Origin of the sequence: Bacillus sp. AR13-1 (assembly GCF_008042285.1) — a bacterium.
In the GTDB taxonomy this organism is placed as follows: Bacteria; Bacillota; Bacilli; order Bacillales; family Bacillaceae_G; genus Bacillus_A; species Bacillus_A mycoides.
In genome coordinates, this window is the sequence record NZ_QNUA01000043.1 from 22154 (window position 1) to 43627 (window position 21474).

The following is a 21474-nucleotide window of genomic DNA, read 5'->3' on the forward strand; positions in this document are numbered from 1 at the left end:
ACGTTATAATAGGAAGGGGCTATGAAAACGGGTGGATAAGCAGCAGTACGACACGATTAAATTGCAGATTAATCAAGAGAAAGAACATATCTTGAAAGAAGTGTACGAACTAACAGCTGAAAAAAGAAAAATAGAACAAAAAAAAGAATATGATCTATATGTTGTGAAATCACGCAATAAGGTTGTACAAACGGGACAACGTATTATGGCTGGTATGCTTTCATCACATACATTTTCACCTGAAAGAATAGAAGAATGGAATCGAAAAATTAAAAAAACAGAAGGTTTTATTCAAAAAAATGAAAGCTTTTTAGAGCAAATAAAAGAAAAAGAACGTGTCATTGATGAAATGTATGAAGAAGATTGTAAGAAGCTTGCGAAAGTAAAAGAAAAGCTGGAAGAAAAAATGCTTCTTGATTTAAAAATGTGTATGAACGGATGAGGTGGATGTAGTGATACAGTTTGTATTACCGGTGCAGCAAAGTTTACCTCCGCAAAAAGAAAAAGGGCTAGAAGTACAATCGAAAAATGAAAATTCTTCATTCGATAATACAATGAGAATTGAAAATAAAAAACAGCCGAAAACGGAGAAAACGAAACGAGAAGAAGCACCAGAAGAAGAGAAGAAAGAATATATTCTCGCAAAAAAAACGGTAACGAAAGAAGAGCCGATTGTAAAGAAAGAAGAAAAGAAAGAGACAGAACAGTTATTGTTAGCTGTATCTGAGCAGATGGTTGCAATTGAGCAATTGCATATGCAGCCAGAATTGTTATATCAATACATACAAAAAATACAGGCGTTATATAAAGAATACGGAAATATTAAACTGAACGAATTGCCCGCAGCTGAATTACAGCAATTACAAGAGCTTTTTTCTAACATGAATATTAAAAATGCCATATGTTTAGAAGATACAATGCAAATGGCGCTAGACAAGGTGACGATGCCAGAGCAAACGTTGCAAGCATTAAAAGTTGTAGAAACAGAAACTTGTAATATTGCAAAGAAACAAGAAGAGTCTAAAGACTTAGATGTAGATCTTCCGAAATCTCAGAGCGATGATGTAAAGATAGAGTTGCCTGAAGTTGATGCATTAAACGATTCGAGTTCTGCGGGTGCGGATTTATTAAATAAAGCGACGAGTACCGATCAAATAGGAAAATCAAATAGTGGCGCTGAGAAGGTTACATTACCTGACTTAGGCAAGAAAATGGAAGCACAAGTAGAGGCTCTGCAAAAGTTTGTAGTGAAACAAGAACGTGTTTTATTCCAGCTAAATCCAGAAAAACTTGGTTCATTAACTGTATTTATGAAAAAGCATGGAGATCAAATTGAAGTCCATGTAGAAATGGAAAAACACGATGCGAAAAAGCGTGTTGAAATAATTTTTGACGAATTGAAGCTAAAATTAAAAGAAAAAGAAATTAATATTCAAATAAGTTATTCAGAAAAAGATGAACAACGTAAAGAACAGCGAGAACAAGAACAAAGGCAAAAACAAAAATTAGCAAGTACGAAGCAAGAGAAACAAGAATCGAAAGAATTTGCAGGATTATTGGAGGAATAAAGCGTGCCAACAGTTGGATTAAACACAACGAGTACAAATCATATTCCATTGCAGGCAGGAGCGCAAAAAAGTAATGCACCTGTTAATGGTGTACAATCGCCAGTTCAACAAACAAACGGAGTATCAGAAAGTGTTCAAAAAACTCCTGGTGTAATGGGGAAAGACGATTTTCTAAAATTATTTTTATCGAGTTTTCAGCACCAAGATCCGTTCAATGCGATGGATATGAATCAAATGATGAATCAGACAGCGCAGTTATCTCTTATGGAACAAGTGCAGAATATGACAAAAGCAGTTGACTCTTTAAGAACGACGATGTATTCGACGGCGCTTGATGGTGGAATGAAATTTTTAGGGAAATATGTAAGAGGTATTGACGGTGAAGGGAACAAAGTAACTGGTCAAGTAGAGACAGTTCGCCTTGCAGAAAATAACGATGTACAGCTCGTTATTAATAATAAAGTAGTATCTCTTCGTTTCGTTGAAAGAGTGTCTGATAAACCGATTGGAGAAACGAATCCAGAAGATGCAAAGAAAGACGATCAAAAAGTAACTGAAGAAGTAAAAACTACCAATTCATAAGGAGTGTACATACGTTATGATTAAAGCGTTATATACAAGTATTACAGGAATGAACGCAACACAAAATGCATTAAGTGTAACTTCAAATAATATTGCCAATGCACAAACGGTTGGTTATAAAAAACAAAAAGCAATGTTTGATGATTTACTATATAACAATTCAATTGGTGCAAAAGGTGACGGTAAATACGCAGGAACGAATCCGAAAAGTATCGGTAACGGTGTGAAAATGAGTGGTACGGTTACTGATTATAGTGATGGTACAATTACGTTAACAGGTGGCAAAACACAAGCTGCAATGGAAGGTAATGGTTTCTTCGTTGTAGGTGATTCAAAGGGCGGAAACATGGAATTTACGCGTAAAGGTACGTTTGGAATATCTTCAGATTATTATATTACGAACACAGAAGGTCAATACGTATTCGCATACCCTGCTAATGAGGCGACTGGTGAAGTTGATTTATCTGGTATTCCAGGCCCATTGCAAATTCCAATGGGGACGGCAATTGGTGGTATTCGAACATCGCAAGGGACAATTAAAGGGAATATTCCAACTGGTGAAAAACAAATTACGCAAGACTTACCTGTATACGATAATGCCGGTAATACATGGACAATGCGTGTAGAATTTACACAAACAAGCGAACACAATTATACATATAAAGTACAGATGCGTAATGACTCGAAAAAGGATATAAAGTTTGAGGATGTTCCAGGTGCAGGTGGTAATATGACATTTGATGCTGTTGGAAATCCAACTCCGAAAGAGCAAGGGGCCAATATTCCATTTGATGGTGGCTCTATAAAGTTAGACTTAAGTCATTTAACGAATCATCCAACAGATAAAACATTGTCAGTAACAGATGTAGATGGTAGAGCAGCGGCGACTGTTAAAGATTGCTTTATTGCTGACGGTGGATATGTGATGGTAAAATATTCTGATGGAAGTATGAAATCTGCTGGTCAATTAGCTGTTGCGATGTTCCCGAATGAAGGCGGTTTGATGAAAACTGGAAATGGTAACTATACAGCGACGAATACAACTGGTATTTTAGCGTTAGGTGCATCTGGCCAAAACGGTGCAGGAAAAATACGTGGTGGTGCACAAGAAGGTGCAAACGTAGATTTATCTGTAGAATTCGTTGATTTAATGTTATACCAACGCGGATTCCAAGGAAATGCGAAAGTAATCAAAATTTCAGATGAAGTATTAAATGAAGTTGTGAACTTAATTCGATAATAAATCGTAAAGAAAACTTGTAACGTAGTAGAAAGGGTTTTATATTCGTATGACAAGACAAGAGCGAATTTTACAATTGCCTTTTTTCGAAAATAAACGTGAGCTTGCTGAGCAAGTGTTAAAAATAGAACGAGAAGAGCATATATATTTACCAGATCAATTTGAAATCAAACAAGTGCCTCCATATTCGTTTGGTGAAAAACAAGCAATCATTGGCCGTATACACGAGTTTTACTTCGTAAGTATTGGTAGTAGTGGTGTTTGGAAGTATCAACTGTTTAAAGATGAGATGAAGTGCCGTGAGTTTTTCGTTATGTTGCCGGATATTACGGATCAGCAGCTTGCTTTTTGGTTCAATAACATTGAGTTGTTGAAAGGGGCTTAAAAGCTTTCTTTTAGGTTTTGAGAGAGGGCCCAGCGATGTTTAGTAGCGGTCAGTGCATATGGAGTGGTTCTAGGTTAGTTGAAGAGGCTGGGAGCCATGAATGAGATTGTTAGGCTCACCGGATTGTAGTAGCGACAGTGCTTATGAGTGGCTCGCATGTTGTAGAGATATGGAGTAGTTCTAAGGTAGTTGGAGAGGCTGTAATCCAAGTTTTTAGGTGGTGCCTCTTCACTTTTTGGAGAGAGGATTTCTCTGATTCTAGGAGCAATGATTTGAAATAGAGTTAGATTAATTTAAGATAGTTGTGCTATATTGTACAATTAGACTAAGTTTATATAAAAGGAGAGGTGAGGAGGATGGCGCAGAATAAGTATCGCGTTACATTCATTTCGCCAAGTGAGATTGAGCAACGTACTGTAATGGCGGCGAGTAGTTTACCTAATTTAATACGTCAAGTAGAGAGTATTATTGCAGATCCGAACGGTTATTTTGTAAATGATAAAAAAAATAATTGCTATTTTAAAGTTATTAAAGAAAATGTTACGTATATTCAATATGAGTTACTATTTTCTGATAAGGAAATTCACATTGAAAAGTTAAAACATATAGCACCGGCGGTATTGAAACAAGTATTTAAAAAAATAAACGATCCGGAGTTATATGCACTTGCGCTACTTGATGTTGATATAGCAACGAAAGAATATGTGCTAGGAGAAATGGGTCCAGAGCTAAGAATGAGAGTGGAAACAGAGCTTTCAAAAAAATGGGAAGCGATGCCGACAGAAATTGTAGGAGCACAAGAAGTGTTACTAGAGGCACTTGCTTCGTTTATACAAGATTAAGTTTTACCGGTAGTATTTCTACTTTAAAACTGTGAGGATCACTCAACTATCTATATTTTTCATATAGGTAGTTGACTTTTTGATTTTAATAAAGCTTAATAATTAAATATACGGAATTAATGGAAGGGGAGCGACACCTTTATGTCACAAGCACAAAGTATTTTATTAGAAAGCGGAACAAACGAATTAGAAATCGTAACGTACACTGTTGGTGAAAATTTATTTAGTATTAATGTAATGAAAGTGCGTGAAATTATTAATCCATTCCCTGTTACAACTGTGCCAGAAGCTCATCATGCAGTTGAAGGTGTTGTTCAAGTACGTGGTGAAATTTTACCTGTTATTAACTTAGCAACGGCTCTTAATTTAAAATCTATAAAACCACTTGATCAAACGAAATTTATCATTTCAGAATTAAACCAAATGAAGGTTATTTTCCGTGTTGATGAAGTACATCGTATTCAACGTATTTCGTGGGAACAAATTGATGAACCAGCTTCATTATCTATGGGACTAGAAGAAACGACATCTGGTATTGTAAAACTAGATGGGAAAATCATTTTACTATTAGATTATGAAAAAATTGTATGTGAAATTAGCGGTACTGGTTATGACAATAAATCACTTGCAGGATTAGAGCAAAAAACAGATCGAGCTGAAAAGGTGATTTATATTGCGGAAGATTCAGCGATGCTTCGCCAAATATTAGAAGAAACATTATCATCAGCTGGATATACGAAAATGAACTTCTTCAGCAATGGTGCAGAAGCGTTAGCACAAATTGAAAAACTAGCAAAAGAGCAAGGTGAAAGAATGTATGAGCATATTCACCTACTTATTACCGATATTGAAATGCCGAAAATGGATGGACACCATTTAACGAAAGTAATTAAAGATGGTGAAGTAATGAATCGTTTACCAGTCATTATTTTCTCTTCATTAATTACGAATGAGTTGTTCCATAAAGGTGAGGCAGTTGGAGCGAATGCTCAAGTGAGTAAGCCTGATATTCAAGAGTTAATCGGGCTAGTTGATAAGTTAGTACTATAAAGCTTCTTTTAGTTGGAAGAGAGGAGCCAGCCATGTGTATAAAGACAGAAAGGTTGAGTGTTTCTGAGATATTTTTGTTTTTCTGTAGCCACCGTGGTAATAATGGTCATTCTTTCGGTTAATTAGTTAGCGTTGTGTAAAACCCTTACCTTTACTATAAAGGTGAGGGTTTTCTTACATGATGTTCAATTATTTCATCTATAAGATTTCGTGGTGACGCAAACTTTTTCGGTGAAAATATATTAGGAATACCATATAATATAATTAAGTAGAATTTTTCTGATATAATATTTTGCTTAGCTATTTTTTAATTTTTAATATTTGTTAAAAATCATTTTTTATTTCGATACTTTTTATACCTTTTTGTATGTTAATTATTTGACAGACAATTTCGAAATGTTATAATATGGATATGTGGAAATTTCTATTTTCTTAAAAGACATGGGAGTCAGATGAGAATTGTGAAAGGATGAGGGGGAGTGACACATATTATGTATCACCACACAGCAATCAATGTATTAAGTCTTTTACAAAACATGTCAAATAATAAAACGAACGATATGAAATTAGAGGCGGAATTTAAAAAAATAGAGAAACAATTCCAAATCGGGTATGAAGAGCTAATCGATTTATATAATAGAATGGTATTATTTCAAATAGATATAGAAAAAAATGGCGGTATGCGAGAATATGAAAAATCAGCGATTACTTGGTTGAAGTCTGAACTAGAATTATTGTATGAAGTGTATCAATTTTGTCAACGTCACGGCTTAAACATCGCAAATATTTCAAAATATGTTAGTAAAAATGAACTGAATCTTTTTCCGAAAACGGAAAGCCAATTGCAAAACACGTATTATAAATTAAAAAAACAAGAAATCCCGTTTGAAAATATTGAAAAACAAAAGCCGGGGCGAAAACGTAAATATGCACCTGTAAAAGAGACAATTGCTGAGAAAAAACAAGAAAGTAAGCAGGAAGTAATTGAAGACGTTCGAAATGAAGATGATGAAAAAAGCCTCGTAACAGTTATATCTGGCATCGTGGATAACTTTGAAACAATTAGTCAATGTAGTGACAAGAAAGAACACGAATTGCATCAGTTCATGGAGGGAATCTATAAGCTTTCCAGTATGGCAGCAGAGCGTTCAAAAGATGAAAAGAATGCACGTGGTCTTGAAGGTGAATTACATTCATTACGAGCTGAAAATGAAAGATTAAAACGAGGGAAGGAAGAACTCGTTCATGATATTAAAGAGATGACGCATCATTTAATTCATTTTATTACGAGCTCTGATATCGATCAAATTCGTACATTGCCTTACTTCGTAAAAGAATGCAAACAAGATCTACATAAGCTAGGGTTATATAACGCTCAAGACGGAAAAATGAAAATTATGGTTGACCGTAGTGGACAAGTTATGACCGTAACACAATAAAAAAATTGGGTACAAAATAAAAGGGAGATACATAGTGTATATGTATTTCCCTTTTGTTTTGTATGGAATCGTTTCGGACAGAGGAAAAGTTACAATTAATTTTAGTAAATCAAAAATTTGTACAAAAGGAAGGAGCTAGGTCTTACTTTGTAGTATTACGATCAGAAAAATACTAGGAATATGCGTATTGTCACTGTGAAAGGACTTAATACATAATGATTTTAAAGATAAACCGACTCTTCATCAAGATTTAACTGATTTAATTGAGGTGAATAAGTTGTATAATCGTACAGTTGTTATTACATTTCATCAACCAACTTTTAATACGGAGAATTGAAGAGTAAAGTAGGATTCCAAAGCATGGCCAAAAAGGTGGCTGTTATAAGTTATTTGCCTACCAAGATAATCAATATTTGTTTAAAATATAAGATTACTATTTTATTATACCGAGTAATTATTCACATTATATAATAATTACTTACTACATTATTAACATGGTTATCTTACAAAGATGTAAGGTTTTTTTAATTGACACTCGTACATATGAGTAACTATACTGGTTACACGACGTTGGTGAATATATTTAATAGTTTCTATCTATAAGTGTATGTCTCAGGATTCTTTTCGGAATAATAGTTCGATTTGTATTTAATATCTTTAATATAGGGATAATGCGGATTCAATCTATTCTTTATTCTAGGTCGTATTATTTAAAGATTAACTATAAATGATATATTTACCAACTTGTAATAATTTTTTAGAGGTGCTAAATTTTGAAGAAAAAATTAATTGCTACAGGAATTCTTGCTGGAAGTCTACTATCCTACTCATCTAGTGCATTTGCAAATACTCATAAATTCTCAGATGTTCCTGCATGGGCTGACGAATCCGTTAATTATTTAGTTGATAAAAAAGTATTGAGTGGTTATCCAGATGGAACTTTTGGTTCAAGTGATACATTAGATAGGGCTTCTGCGGCAACAATTATGACAAAGGCCCTTGGTATACATATTGACTTAAATGCAAAACCATCTTTTACAGATTCACAAAACCACTGGGGAACGCCGTATATTGCCGCAGCTGAAAAAGCAGGAATAATTAAAGGTGAAGGAAACGGAATATTTAATCCTTCTGGAAAAGTTACTCGTGCTGCAATGGCAACAATGTTAGTAAATGCATATAAGCTACAAGATAGAACAAATAGTAATGGGCAAAGTAAATTTGATGATTTAAAAGGACATTGGGGTGAAAAATTTGCCAATATTTTAATTGATTTAAAGATTTCTGTTGGTACTGATAATGGTTGGCAACCAAATAAATTCATAACACGTGCAGAAGCCGCACAACTTACTGCCAAAACAGATACCCTTCAATACAGTCCGAAAAACCCTTTAGAAAGTAAAACAATCATTATTGATCCTGGACATGGTGGTGCAGATCCCGGAAAGTCCACAAAAGGATTGCCTGAAAGTAAAATCGTATTAGACACTTCCTTACGCCTACAACAATTGCTCGAAAAACATACACCATTTACAGTTTTACTAACTCGTGAATCTGATACTAGACCTGGACATGACCAAAAAAGCTCTTTACAGGAACGTGTTAAATTTGCTAAGCAAAATGAGGGGGATATCTTTATAAGCATTCATGCAAATGCTTTTAATGGTAATGCAAAAGGGACAGAAACATACTACTATAAATCTTCTGAATCCGAAAAAACAAATCCTCATGTGGAAGAAAGTCGTGTGTTAGCGGAAAAAATTCAAACACGTTTAGTAGAGGCTCTTCAAACACGTGATAGAGGCGTTAAACACGGAGATCTTCATGTTATAAGAGAAAACGACATGCCAGCTGTGTTAACGGAACTGGCTTTTATAGATAATGGTATCGATTACAGTAAACTATCTACGGAAAACGGCAGACAGATTGCAGCAGAAGCCATTTATGAAGGGGTTTTAGATTATTATGAATGGAAAGGAAATAATGTATCTGAATATAGATTGTAATAGGTAAAAGAAAGTTTAGTAATTCTAGGAATATGAAATTTATAAATTGCTAAAGTATAGTTTTGTTATTTGAAATGTGTTTTAGTTTTATAGTGTATACTAGCACCGACTTATTAATGATTATAAATAAGTCGGTGTTTAAGTTAGCGTACTTAATGAATACTATAGAAGTTATGAAGAAAAAAAGATAAATAGATAGGGGCATACACCTACATTCATTATTTTTACGTGAAATTTTAATTTAAAAATAGTTAAGTTATATGATTCAGATGGGCAGTATACAATTAGTTCAAAGAAAACATTCTTTGAACTAATTAGCTATTAAATAAACTTGTTACATAAATAGTTCGTATAACAATAATTGATAGTGTTAAGGACATAGCTGTTCATATTTTTTTGTAATTCCTGTTATGGAATTGTTAAATATTTGCAGGTGTAATGTAAGGCTGCTTTATTTTGAAAGAAATCTTTTGAAATGGTCATAATATGAATAATAATTAGAAACAAATTTTTTAAAAATGATGAAAGACTTAAGAAGGTGAATATATTGCTTAAACATTCACATTTGCAATTTATCTTATTAACAATAGCTCTAATATTCTATATAAGCTTTTGTTTTATATTTTTATTTGTTTTTCCGAATCATTATTTTGTATCAGATTTTAATATCCGACTATCATCCTTAGTTGTTGAAACTACTGTATTTATCTCATTACTTTATTCTATATTATCCGGAAACATTAAGTTAGGAGTATTCTGGGTTTGCATTACTATTGCAATAGGGTGTTTCTTGATCGGGAATTTTATATCCGCTTTTCAAGTACTTAATGTAGAATTACCGATACAAAATTTTAATATCTCTGATGTGTTTTTGTTGTTTTTCTTATTCTTCTTTCTCTTTGCATTCTTTTATAAAATCATTATGGAATGTAACAAATGGGAAAAAGCGTATTTAATTTGTGATTTATGTATTGTTGTTACTGCTATTTTTACATTAGAGTGGTACCTGTTTAATAAACCTTCTGCAAATATCTTATTCTTATCAATTGGAGATGTTTTTCTCTCATTTATTTTTCCGATTATAGATTTATTACTTCTTTTATTAGGAGTTAGTCTAATCTTTCGACCAGCTATTTTTAATGCGAAAAGTAAATTATTTATTTTTATCCTCGTATTAACTGGATTGGCTATTACGGACTACTTGTATTTTTACTTACAAGATGATTTGTCAGATCGTTCACTTATATTATTAAGGTGTTTGTATAGAGTTTTCCTATTATTTATCGCTATTGCTGCTTCGATCTCAAAGAATGCATCTTCTAGAAGGAATTATTTCATTATCGATCCCACATTTGGGAAGAAACTTCTTGTTATATTTCCTTATCTTGCAGTTGCGGTATTAATTGGCTTTACTTTAAAAGAGCAAACTGCCTCGGCTACACTTATTACTGGGAATTGTATTGCATTTGTATTTGTGCTGATTCGTCATACTATCGTACGAATGCAAAACAGAGATTTAACCGAAATGTTAAAAGTGTTTAATAATCAATTAGAACAAAAAGTATCTCAAAGAACAGAAGATTTAATAAACAAATCCAATGACTTGGTCAAAAATCAAGAGAGATTTAAGTCATTATATGAGTATCACCCAGATCCTATTTTAACGATTAATTCAAATGGTACTGTGTTAAATATAAACCAGGCTGGAAGTATGTTATTAGGAAAAAACAGTGATGAATTAATAGGTAAAGAGTGCTTCTCGATTTTTTTAGACGAAGATAGATCTGAATTGGAAGCAGCTCTACAGGAAGGGAAACGATGCAGTTCGGCTTCGTTACAATTACGTGTGAAAAATAATAATGAGAAGGACATTCATTTTTGGTACGTCACCATTGTTCCTATTATGATAGAAGGACAAACTTTTGGGAATTATGTAATGGTAAAAGACATTACGAGAATGAAGAAACAACAAGATGAGATAAACTATCTAGCATTCCATGATACAGTGACGGAGATTGGAAATCGAATATTCTTCCAAAAAGAATTAGAAAAATCCATTGAGCGTGCACGAAAAACGCAGGGTGAATTTGGACTCTTGTATATAGATTTAAATCGTTTTAAGACCATTAACGATACACTGGGACATTCAATTGGTGACAGTGTTTTAAAAGAAGTTGCTAAACGTTTTAGGACATGTCTGTCACCGGCTATTCCTCTAGCGAGAATAGGGGGAGATGAGTTTGCAATCATAGTCCATAGCCATACAGAGCAACAGCTATTGGATTTGTGTGAAACTCTATTTCGTATAACTGAAGAAGCATTTGTAGTAAATCAGCATAGCTTTTACTTATCTCTTAGTATAGGAATAGCAGTGTATCCGTTTGGAGGAATAAATACTACTACACTTTTACAACATGCTGATATTGCTATGTATAGTGCAAAGGAAAAAGGTAATAATGCTGTTTGCATGTATGACGAGACATTATCAAAAAAAATAACAAGACGATTACGATTAGAACAGGATTTACCGAAGGCATTAGAAAATAATGAGTTGTTTTTATTATATCAACCACAAGTTGACAGTAAGACTGGTATGGTTATTGGTGCAGAGGCTTTAATTCGTTGGCAACATCCAGAACTGGGACTTATTTCTCCTTTTGAATTTATACCTATCGCGGAAGAAACGTCGCAAATTATTCCAATTGGGAAATGGACGTTACAGGAAGCGTGTCGACAACTGAAAAAGTGGCATTCTGCAGGCTATGTAAATCTAAAAATGGGGATAAATTTATCTGCTATAGAGTTTGAACAGAAAGATTTTGTTCAAGCAATCATATCTACCATAGAAGAAGTAGGGGTACCTGCTAGTTCGATTGATTTAGAATTAACAGAGAGAATAGCAATGGTAGATGAAAAAGAAACCTTATCGAAGTTAAAAGCATTAAAATCATATGGTGTACATTTATCAATTGACGATTTTGGTACAGGGTATTCTTCATTAGCATATCTCCCTTTGTATCCAATTGATACCTTGAAAATTCCAAGAGAATTTGTTAATAGGATCGGAAATTCTACTGATGGAAATGAAATTATTCATACCATTATTTCACTAGCGCATACTTTAAACATGAAAGTGATCGCAGAAGGGGTAGAAACGAAGGAACAATTAACAGTGTTACAACGTAATGCATGTTATCTAATTCAGGGCTATTACTACAGTAAACCTGTAAGTGAAGATGAATTCATCAAGTTTTTAAGCACAATGTCGCGTCACCTTTTCTAAGAAAACCACAATCTAGATTTGTTTTTTGTTGAAATTATAACAAATAGAGGACAGCAAAGTAACTGTCAAAATGTTTTAGCATTTAATTTGGCTTAATAGGAAATTCTAATGAGCAAAGACCTTATCTGATTTTAGTTTTAGAAAGGAGAGAAGCGGATGGATTCAATATGGCTAGAGTATGCTTGGGCATTGTTAATTTTAATCGGATTAGAAGGATTGTTATCGGCTGACAATGCCCTTGTACTAGCAGTTATAGCCAAGCATTTACCCGAAGAAGAGAAAAAAAGAGCTATAAATTACGGAATTATTATGGCCTTTGTTTTTCGATTCGCAGCCCTTTTTGCTATATCATTTATTGCAAATGTTTGGCAAATACAGGCGATAGGAGCAGCTTATCTTCTTTACTTAGGATTAAAGCATGTCATTCAGGCGCAATTCGGAAAAAATAATCAAAATATTAACAAGGAAGATGAAAAGGAAGCAGCAGGAAAAAGCTACTGGTTCACAGTAGGAAAGATTGCATTAGCTGACCTTGCCTTTGCGATTGATTCAATATTAGCCGCAGTCGCTCTTGCCCTCGGTCTTCCGGATTCTCCGCTTGACGATTTCGGAGGTATGGATGGAGGACAGTTCATTGTTGTACTTCTTGGAGGGATAGCTGGACTTATTTTAATTAAATTTGCGGCAACTTGGTTTGTACAATTACTGGAGAAACGTCCAGCACTAGAAACAACAGCATATGCAATTGTTGCCTGGGTCGGCGTCAAACTTGCTGTAATTACACTTGCCCATGAGGATATAGGTATTTTAGATCATGATTTTCCACACAGTACAACTTGGACTTTAATCTTCTACGGAGTATTAGTTGCCATCGCACTAATTGGTTGGTTTGCACCGGGAAGTAAGTCATCTCAGAATAATCCTAAAATGTAATACAAAGGTCAGAGCATTATGTGCTTTGTCCTTTGTAATGATAATTATATTGTGTATTTTTCGATTTAACGCTATAATTACAGTGTTAAAGATGGAATCGTGATATGACCTGTTATGAATCTATCATTTTATTTATGAATAAATGGATTGGTATTTTAGCAAGATGTGCTAATAAACTACTCCACCATGATGATAACGTGCCAAAAATGTGGTGCGTATATTTTCGTGGTGGAGTTTTTTTTATTCTCAAAAAGGGGGAGTAACCATGAACGACAGCATGGTTCATATTACAATTAACGGCAAAGAGTATAATGCTGAGCCTGGTTCAACTATACTGGGCATTATTAATGAGAACGGAATTGAACATCCACAAATTTGTTATGTGCCGGAAGTGGATCCTATTCAAACGTGTGATACTTGTATTGTAGAAGTTAACGGAAAGCTTGTGCGATCCTGTTCTACTGTAGTGACGAGCGGTATGAATATTGAGCTGTCCTCTACTAGTGCAAAGGCAGCACAACATGAGGCGATGGACCGTTTACTAGAAAATCATTTACTTTACTGTACGGTTTGTGACAACAATAACGGGAATTGTAAACTGCATAATACGGCAGAACTAATGGAAATTGAGCATCAAAAATATCCTTATGAGCCAAAAGTTGATGCAAGCGAAGTTGATATGTCTCATCCATTTTATCGCTATGATCCGAATCAATGTATCGCGTGCGGTCAATGTGTAGAGGTGTGTCAAAACTTACAAGTTAATGAAACGTTATCTATTGATTGGGAGGCAGAGCGCCCACGTGTTATTTGGGATGAAGGAGTAGATATTAACGATTCTTCATGTGTAAGCTGCGGTCAATGTGTAACGATTTGTCCTTGTAATGCATTAATGGAGAAATCGATGCTCGGTGAAGCTGGATTTATGACTGGGCTGAAGCCGGATATTCTTGAACCTATGGTCGATCTTATTAAAGAGGTTGAACCTGGATATAGCGGTATTTTCGCTGTGTCAGAAGTAGAAGCTGCGATGCGCGACACTCGTACGAAGAAGACGAAAACAGTATGTACGTTTTGTGGTGTAGGTTGTTCATTTGAAGTATGGACGAAAGGGCGCAAAATTTTAAAGGTGCAACCAACTTCTGAGGCACCAGTTAATGCAATTTCTACTTGTGTAAAAGGAAAATTCGGTTGGGATTTCGTTAATTCTGAAAAACGACTTACGAAACCTTTAATTCGTAAAAATGGAGTGTTCGTTGAATCGACTTGGGAAGAAGCGCTTCATGTAGTGGCGAATAAATTGGGCTCTATTAAAGAAGAGTACGGTAAAGGCTCTATCGGCTTTATTTCTTCTTCTAAAATTACGAATGAAGATAATTATGTTATTCAAAAATTAGCGCGTCAAGTGTTCGAAACGAATAACGTTGATAACTGCTCACGTTATTGTCAATCACCAGCGACAGATGGATTGTTCCGTACAATTGGTATGGGCGGAGATGCAGGGACGATTAAAGATATCGCACAATCGGGTCTTGTTATTATCGTCGGTTGTAATCCAACAGAAGGTCACCCAGTATTAGCAACTCGTGTGAAACGTGCGCATAAACTTCACGGTCAAAAACTAATTGTTGCAGATCTTCGTAAAACTGAAATGGCAGAGCGTTCGGATATCTTTATTAGTCCAAAGCAAGGAACGGACCAAGTATGGTTAATGGCTGTTACGAAATATATGATTGATCAAGGTTGGCACGATCAGCAGTTCATCGATGAAAATGTAAACTTCTTTGATGATTTCAAAGATAGTCTCGCGGAATATACGCTTGAATATGCAGAAGAGATTGCAGGTATTTCAAAAGAAACGCTCGTTAAAATGGCAGAAATGATTCGTGATGCAGATGGTACGTGTATTCTTTGGGGAATGGGGGTAACGCAAAATACTGGTGGTTCAGATACTTCCGCTGCAATTTCAAACTTACTTCTTGCAACAGGAAACTATCGCCGTCCAGGTGCTGGTGCATATCCGCTTCGAGGTCATAATAACGTACAAGGTGCTTGTGATATGGGAACACTTCCAGGTTGGCTTCCAGGATATCAGCACGTTACTGACGATGTAGAACGTGCGAAATTTGAAATAGCTTACGGAGTAAAAATTGATAACAAACCAGGTCTTAATAACATTGAAATGCTTCACGCAATTGATGAAGGAAAAATGAAAGCTATGTATCTTGTTGGAGAAGATATGGCTCTTGTAGACTCTAACGCAAATCACGTACATGAAGTGTTATCAAGCCTTGAATTCTTTGTCGTTCAAGATGTGTTCCTTTCTAAAACAGCTCAATACGCTGATGTAGTATTACCAGCAGCGCCATCTCTTGAGAAAGAAGGTACTTTTACAAATACAGAGCGTCGTGTACAAAGATTATATCAAGTGCTTCCAACGCTAGGAGATGCGAAACCAGACTGGTGGATCGTGCAGGCAATTGCTAATAAGTTAGGCGCAAACTGGAGCTATAATCACCCAAGTGAAATCTTTGCGGAAATGGCAAGCTTATCACCACTATTTGCACACGCAAACTATGAAGTGCTTGAAGGGTGGAACAGTTTCCACTGGGGAAGTTTTGATGGTACGAATACGCCGCTGCTATTTAAAGATGGATTTAACTTCCCGGACAAAAAGGCTCGTTTTGCGATAGCTGATTGGGTACGTCCTGCTGAATTCCCAGCAGAATACGATCTTCACATTAATAACGGCCGTATGCTTGAACATTTCCATGAAGGGAACATGACAAATAAATCAACTGGTATTCAATCGAAAGTACCAGGTGTTTTCGTCGAAGTTTCTCCAGAGCTTGCAAGGGAACGTGGAGTGAAAACTGGTTCGTTAGTACGCCTTGTTTCTCCATTCGGAGCACTTAAATTACGTGTACTTGTAACGGATCGTGTAAAAGCGAATGAACTGTATTTACCGATGAATTCGACTGATAAAGAATCGGCAATTAATTTCTTAACAGGTCCTGCCGTTGACTTGCGTACAAACACGCCGGCATATAAGCAAACGAAAGTACGTCTGGAAGTGTTAGAAGTTGATGGCGAAAATCCGATGCCAAAAACGAACCCACGTAATAAAAAGCGTCATCCTCAAAACGGAATTGAGGTAAATCGTAAGTGGGCTCGTCCAGGATACGTACATTTAACGGATAACTAAGGGGGAGAAAAGAATATGGCAGCACCTATTCAAGCGATCCAGAAGCAGGAGCTAACTGAGGAAGAACTTAAACAACAAAAACTCGAAGCTTTAAAAGAACTGCTAGCTAATAATGAAGATGCTTTAAATCAAATGTTTAATATAGTAGGTGAATTAAATGACATTGGGATGCTGGAAGCAGCAAATTCTATGCTGAAAGCGAAAGAACCAATCGCAAAAATCGTTCTAGGCCAAGTCACTCGTGAACCAGTTACAAATTTAATTAATAATATGATGGGCGCTGCAGGAGCTTTAACAGAACTTGATCCGGAACTTACGAAAAAGCTTATAGGTAGCGTGTTGACAGGTATGGATGAAGGAAACCAGCATCTGCAAAGCAATAAAAAAGTAGGAATATTAGACCTTATGAAAGTACTGAAAGACCCAGATATTAATCGTGCTATCGGATTTGGTCTTCATTTCTTAAAAGGTATGGGTAAAGGGTTAAAAGAAGAATAGATAAGCAACAATAATAGTATTTCATATGTGATTTGTTTACTTGAGATAAAAAGATGATCCATTTCGTCTCATTATTAAATAGTTGGACGAAATGGTCATTTTGATAAAATGGTTATAATGGAATAATATTTGAAAAGTAAGTGTTGATTAGTTGGGGAGGAATGAGAGTATGTCAAAAATGGTACATGAATTTAATGATATGATCCGAAAGCTTCGAAAAGAGTTGTTCGGGAAAGGGCCGGAAAGAATTCATACTGTATTTACCGAGAACATGGCGATTGCAACACTTTATGGGAATTTAACACCTACTGAAAAATTTATTTCGGGAACTACGGATGGGGCGGAAATGGTTCATATGGCTCGAACGAAAATGATTCAAGAAGTGTATGTGGCTAATCCTCATGAACATTTAGAAGAACTTGTTGGTGCGAAGTTAGTTCATCTGTTTTCTGATATGAAAGTAGATGAGGATATTGCAGTTTCCGTGTTTGTTTTTGATAAAAATATAACGTGAGAGAAGGATGCTCATCGTGAAATCGATTCAGGTGGAACGGAAAATTTTTAAATATGAGCAAGGGGAATTTAAACATATAGAGGACAGCATTGTAACAGAGTTTCCTGTTACGGTTAAAATTAACGGCCAGGAATTTGTTACAATGGTTAGTACTCCAGAGTATATTGAAGATATGGTAATTGGCTTTTTAGCCTCTGAAGGCATTATCCGAAAGTATGAAGATATTGATGAAATATGGATGCAAGAAAAAGAAGGCTATGTACATGTAAAAACGACGAAAATCAATCCTTATTATCGTGACATACAAAACAAACGTTATATTACTTCGTGCTGTGGAATGAGTAGGCAAGGGTTTGTTTTTGCGAACGATGCGCTGACTGCGAAAGAAATGAATGATATTCGCGTAAAGATCTCTGCCGAGGATTGTTTTCGGTTAATGAATGATATGCAGCAATCTGCGTCTACGTTTCAACATACAGGCGGCGTTCATAATGCAGCTTTATGTAATGTGAGTGGAATTGTTTTAAGCCGCATGGATATAGGAAGACATAACGCTTTAGACAAAATTTACGGCTATTGTTTAAAAAATAACATTTCGATTGGTGATAAAATTATTGTTTTTAGTGGACGTATCTCTTCTGAAATTCTATTAAAAGTTGCGAAAATTGGCTGTGAAGTAATATTGTCAAAATCAGCTCCAACTGAGTTAGCATTAGAACTAGCGGAGCAGTTAGGGATTACTACAATAGGCTTCATTCGTAATAAATCTTTAAATGTATATACGCATCCAGAGCGGATTATAAATATAAAATAAGTAGAAACGAGGCAATAATCATGAAATCTGTTACATTAGACAAATTAGATCGTCCTTTAAAGGACTTGCGTATTTCTGTTACTGATCGTTGTAATTTTCGCTGTCGATATTGTATGCCGGAGGAAATATTTGGTCGTGATTATTCTTTTTTGTCTAATGATAAAATTTTATCTTTTGATGAAATTGAAAGGATTACACGTATTTTCGTTTCTTTAGGTGTCAGAAAGTTACGTATTACTGGGGGAGAGCCTTTACTTCGAAAAGACCTACCTAAACTCATACAGCGGTTAAACGAAATTGACGGAGTAGAGGATATTGGTTTAACGACAAATGGATCATTACTTAAAAAGTTTGCATCTGATTTATATAAGGCGGGTTTATCTCGTGTAACAGTTAGTTTAGACTCGTTAAATGAAGAACGTTTCTCTTATTTAAATGGGAATAGAAGTAAAGTAAAAACGGTTCTTGCAGGAATACAGGCTGCGGCGGAAGCCGGAATGAAAATTAAAATGAACATGGTTGTTCAAAAAGGGAAAAATGAACAAGACATCGTTCAGATGGCAGAGTACTTTAAAGAGAATAAGCATATCCTTCGGTTCATTGAATATATGGATGTCGGAAATTTTAACGGCTGGGAATTAGGCGAAGTAGTTTCTAAGCAAGAAATAGTAGAGATGATTCATAAAGTTATGCCGCTTGAACGTATTGAAGCGAACTATCTTGGTGAAGTTGCGACACGTTATCGCTATATCGGTAGTGATGAAGAAATAGGAATTATTTCATCTGTAACAGATTCGTTCTGTTCATCATGTACAAGAGCACGTATTTCCGCAGAAGGGAAATTGTATACTTGTTTGTTTGCTTCTAAAGGAAACGATCTTAAAGAATTACTTCGTACTGGATATACGGATGAGGAGATTACTAATGTTATTCGTGACATTTGGAATAATCGTTCAGACCGTTATTCAGATGAACGGTTAAGCGATACGAATAAAAAAATAATGCCGAAAATTGAAATGTCTCATATCGGTGGCTGAGAAACTACTATGAATATGGATTCTCTTTGTTAACGTAAATAGTGGGAAATGTGCAAGTTTTGTACACTTTCTATGAGTATAGTAAAAATGATGATTGATATTTCTGTAAGAGATATGCAGAGAGATTAAGCAGCATTCAAAAATCCTTACGATGGTAAGGGTTTTTGGTGCTGCTTTTTTTAGATGAGAAAAATGGAGGGATTGGTTATGGCATTTCATAAACCGGAACAAATTGCTGCGCTTGTGATTGAATCCGGTGTTCAAAAGGTAAGGCAACCGCTATCAGCTATGCTTATCCTTGGTTTTTTAGGAGGAGCATTCATTTCGATAGGATTTTTACTTAATATTCGTGTTCTCGGTAATGTACCGGAGCAATGGGGAAGTTTAGTCAATTTTATAGGAGGAGCGGTTTTTCCTATCGGACTGATGCTAGTTGTGTTAACAGGAGGAGAATTAATTACGGGAAATATGATGTCAATGTCTATGGCACTTTATGCACGGAAAATTTCATTGAAACATGTGTTACACAATTGGGCCTGGATTACTTTAACTAACTTTGTAGGTGCACTTTTCGTAGCGTATTGTTTCGGTCATCTTGGCGGGTTAACTGAGGGAGCGTATTTAAATAAAACGATAGCGATAGCTCAAGATAAGTTACATGAATCTTTTGGGAGAACGTTAATTTTAGCAATTGGCTGTAACTGGCTCGTTTGCCTTGCGATTTGGTTAGCATACGGAACGAACGATTTAATTGGGAAGATTGTTGGAATTTGGATTCCGATTATGGCATTTGTCGTAATTGGATTTCAACAAGTAGTAGCAAATATGTTTGTCATTTCAGCCGTGATTTTTGCGGGTCACCTTACGTGGATGGATCTTGCGAAAAACTTTGTGCCTGTCTTTATCGGAAATGTAATTGGCGGAGCGGGATTTGTTGGATTCGCTTATTTTTCTTGTTATCAGAAACAAAGTGCTATCGAAGAAGATGTATTGAAAAAATAACAGTATATGAAGCTGATTTTTACATGAAAGGAAGGTTACCTCATGATAGAGCGGTATTCACGACAACAGTTGTTCACTCCTATTGGAAAAGAAGGGCAAGAGAAGATTAGAAATAAGCATGTATTAATAATAGGGGCAGGTGCGTTAGGAAGTGCAAGTGCAGAGGCGTTTGTACGTGCAGGTATCGGGAAATTAACGATTATTGATCGCGATTACGTAGAATGGAGCAATTTACAGCGGCAACAACTTTACGCTGAACAAGATGCGATAGAAAAATTGCCAAAAGCAATTGCAGCGCAGAATCGTCTCAAACAAATTAATTCAGACGTGCAAATTCAAGCTCTTGTAATGGATGCAAGAGTAGATAATATGGAAGCTTTACTAGGTGGTGTCGATGTCATTATTGATGCAACAGATAATTTCGATATTCGGTTCGTGATTAATGATATATCACAAAAATACAATATCCCTTGGATTTACGGTTCTTGTGTCGGAAGTTATGGCATGAGCTATACAATTATTCCGAAGAAAACACCGTGCTTACATTGCGTGTTGAAAAGTGTTCCTGTTACAGGGGCGACATGTGACACAGTTGGAATTATTAGTCCAGCTGTTCAAATCGTCGCAGCGTATCAAGTAGCAGAAGCATTCAAAATTTTAGTAGAAGATTATACAGCAATTAGAAAAACTTTTTTAATGTTTGATATATGGAGTAATCAACATCATTCTCTCAAACTAGGAAAAATCAAAACAGAAGACTGTCCTTCGTGCGGAACAAATAGAACTTATCCTTATTTATCATACGAAAATCAAACGAAGACAGCTGTGTTATGCGGAAGAAATACAGTTCAAATTAGACCGGCGCATAATAGTCATTACGACTTTGACGAGTTAGAAAAATTATTGAAAAACCACGGGAAAGTTGATCGGAATCCATATTTGCTCTCTTGCCAATTAGAAGAGTATCGCATCGTCATTTTTCAAGATGGGCGTGTATTTATTCATGGCACGAATGAAATTCAAAAAGCGAAACAACTATACTATCGGTTATTAGGATAATAGAGAGGGATTGGTAA

At 35.5% G+C, this 21474-nt stretch carries 18 protein-coding genes and 2 pseudogenes; all 20 read left to right on the forward strand.

What is annotated here, in order from left to right; genetic code table 11:
- Positions 1-31: 31 nt before the first annotated feature.
- Positions 32-442, forward strand: coding sequence for a hypothetical protein (locus DN408_RS26435; protein WP_002012036.1), 411 nt, complete (start codon positions 32-34; stop codon positions 440-442).
- 10 nt (positions 443-452) lie between these two features.
- Entirely contained in the window at positions 453-1568 is a 1116-nt protein-coding gene (locus tag DN408_RS26440; RefSeq protein WP_078178258.1) for a flagellar hook-length control protein FliK, read from the forward strand.
- 3 nt (positions 1569-1571) lie between these two features.
- A complete protein-coding gene (locus DN408_RS26445; RefSeq protein ID WP_078178257.1) occupies positions 1572-2150 on the forward strand; it encodes a flagellar hook assembly protein FlgD in 579 nt (192 codons plus the stop codon).
- A gap of 16 nt (positions 2151-2166) precedes the next feature.
- Positions 2167-3390 (forward strand): flagellar hook protein FlgE, encoded by a 1224-nt coding sequence (locus DN408_RS26450; RefSeq protein ID WP_078178256.1) that lies wholly within the window; start codon positions 2167-2169, stop codon positions 3388-3390.
- A 49-nt stretch (positions 3391-3439) separates the two neighbouring features.
- Positions 3440-3775, forward strand: a complete 336-nt coding sequence (locus DN408_RS26455) for a DUF3964 family protein (RefSeq protein ID WP_078178255.1) — start codon at positions 3440-3442, stop codon at positions 3773-3775.
- 356 nt (positions 3776-4131) lie between these two features.
- Positions 4132-4617 carry a LysR family transcriptional regulator gene (locus DN408_RS26460; RefSeq protein ID WP_078178254.1) on the forward strand — a complete coding sequence of 162 codons (486 nt, stop codon included), beginning with the start codon at positions 4132-4134 and terminating at the stop codon, positions 4615-4617.
- A 141-nt stretch (positions 4618-4758) separates the two neighbouring features.
- Positions 4759-5667: a chemotaxis protein gene (locus DN408_RS26465; protein WP_016092925.1), complete on the forward strand. Its 909-nt coding sequence runs from the start codon at positions 4759-4761 to the stop codon at positions 5665-5667.
- Between the two features lie 491 nt (positions 5668-6158).
- Entirely contained in the window at positions 6159-7106 is a 948-nt protein-coding gene (locus DN408_RS26470; protein WP_078178253.1) for a DNA-binding domain-containing protein, read from the forward strand.
- Between the two features lie 83 nt (positions 7107-7189).
- Positions 7190-7431: pseudogene (locus DN408_RS32575) on the forward strand (Ger(x)C family spore germination protein); the annotation flags it as partial.
- 448 nt (positions 7432-7879) lie between these two features.
- On the forward strand, positions 7880-9112 hold the full coding sequence (locus DN408_RS26480) for an N-acetylmuramoyl-L-alanine amidase (protein WP_078178252.1): 1233 nt from the start codon (positions 7880-7882) through the stop codon (positions 9110-9112).
- A 547-nt stretch (positions 9113-9659) separates the two neighbouring features.
- Positions 9660-12395, forward strand: a complete 2736-nt coding sequence (locus DN408_RS26485; protein ID WP_147740445.1) for a sensor domain-containing protein — start codon at positions 9660-9662, stop codon at positions 12393-12395.
- 156 nt (positions 12396-12551) lie between these two features.
- Positions 12552-13328, forward strand: a complete 777-nt coding sequence (locus tag DN408_RS26490; protein ID WP_002168733.1) for a TerC family protein — start codon at positions 12552-12554, stop codon at positions 13326-13328.
- Positions 13329-13432: 104 nt separating this feature from the next.
- Positions 13433-13625, forward strand: a pseudogene (locus DN408_RS26495) (hypothetical protein).
- Positions 13594-16533 (forward strand): formate dehydrogenase subunit alpha, encoded by a 2940-nt coding sequence (gene fdhF / locus DN408_RS26500; RefSeq protein WP_002126607.1) that lies wholly within the window; start codon positions 13594-13596, stop codon positions 16531-16533. Before DN408_RS26495 ends, fdhF begins: the two are co-directional and overlap by 32 nt.
- A 15-nt stretch (positions 16534-16548) precedes the next feature.
- A complete protein-coding gene (locus DN408_RS26505; RefSeq protein ID WP_002012016.1) occupies positions 16549-17031 on the forward strand; it encodes a helical membrane plugin domain-containing protein in 483 nt (160 codons plus the stop codon).
- A gap of 169 nt (positions 17032-17200) precedes the next feature.
- Positions 17201-17545: a Na-translocating system protein MpsC family protein gene (locus tag DN408_RS26510; protein ID WP_002012015.1), complete on the forward strand. Its 345-nt coding sequence runs from the start codon at positions 17201-17203 to the stop codon at positions 17543-17545.
- A 16-nt stretch (positions 17546-17561) separates the two neighbouring features.
- Complete coding sequence (fdhD, locus tag DN408_RS26515) at positions 17562-18359, forward strand: formate dehydrogenase accessory sulfurtransferase FdhD (protein ID WP_002086466.1); 798 nt, start codon at positions 17562-17564, stop codon at positions 18357-18359.
- Positions 18360-18379: 20 nt separating this feature from the next.
- The gene (moaA, locus tag DN408_RS26520) at positions 18380-19396 is read left to right on the forward strand and encodes a GTP 3',8-cyclase MoaA (protein ID WP_002126613.1); all 1017 of its coding nucleotides are present in this window, start codon (positions 18380-18382) and stop codon (positions 19394-19396) included.
- 207 nt (positions 19397-19603) lie between these two features.
- The gene (locus tag DN408_RS26525) at positions 19604-20398 is read left to right on the forward strand and encodes a formate channel (protein WP_002126614.1); all 795 of its coding nucleotides are present in this window, start codon (positions 19604-19606) and stop codon (positions 20396-20398) included.
- 42 nt (positions 20399-20440) lie between these two features.
- Positions 20441-21457 (forward strand): molybdopterin-synthase adenylyltransferase MoeB, encoded by a 1017-nt coding sequence (locus DN408_RS26530; protein WP_147740446.1) that lies wholly within the window; start codon positions 20441-20443, stop codon positions 21455-21457.
- The last annotated feature ends 17 nt before the right edge of the window (positions 21458-21474 follow it).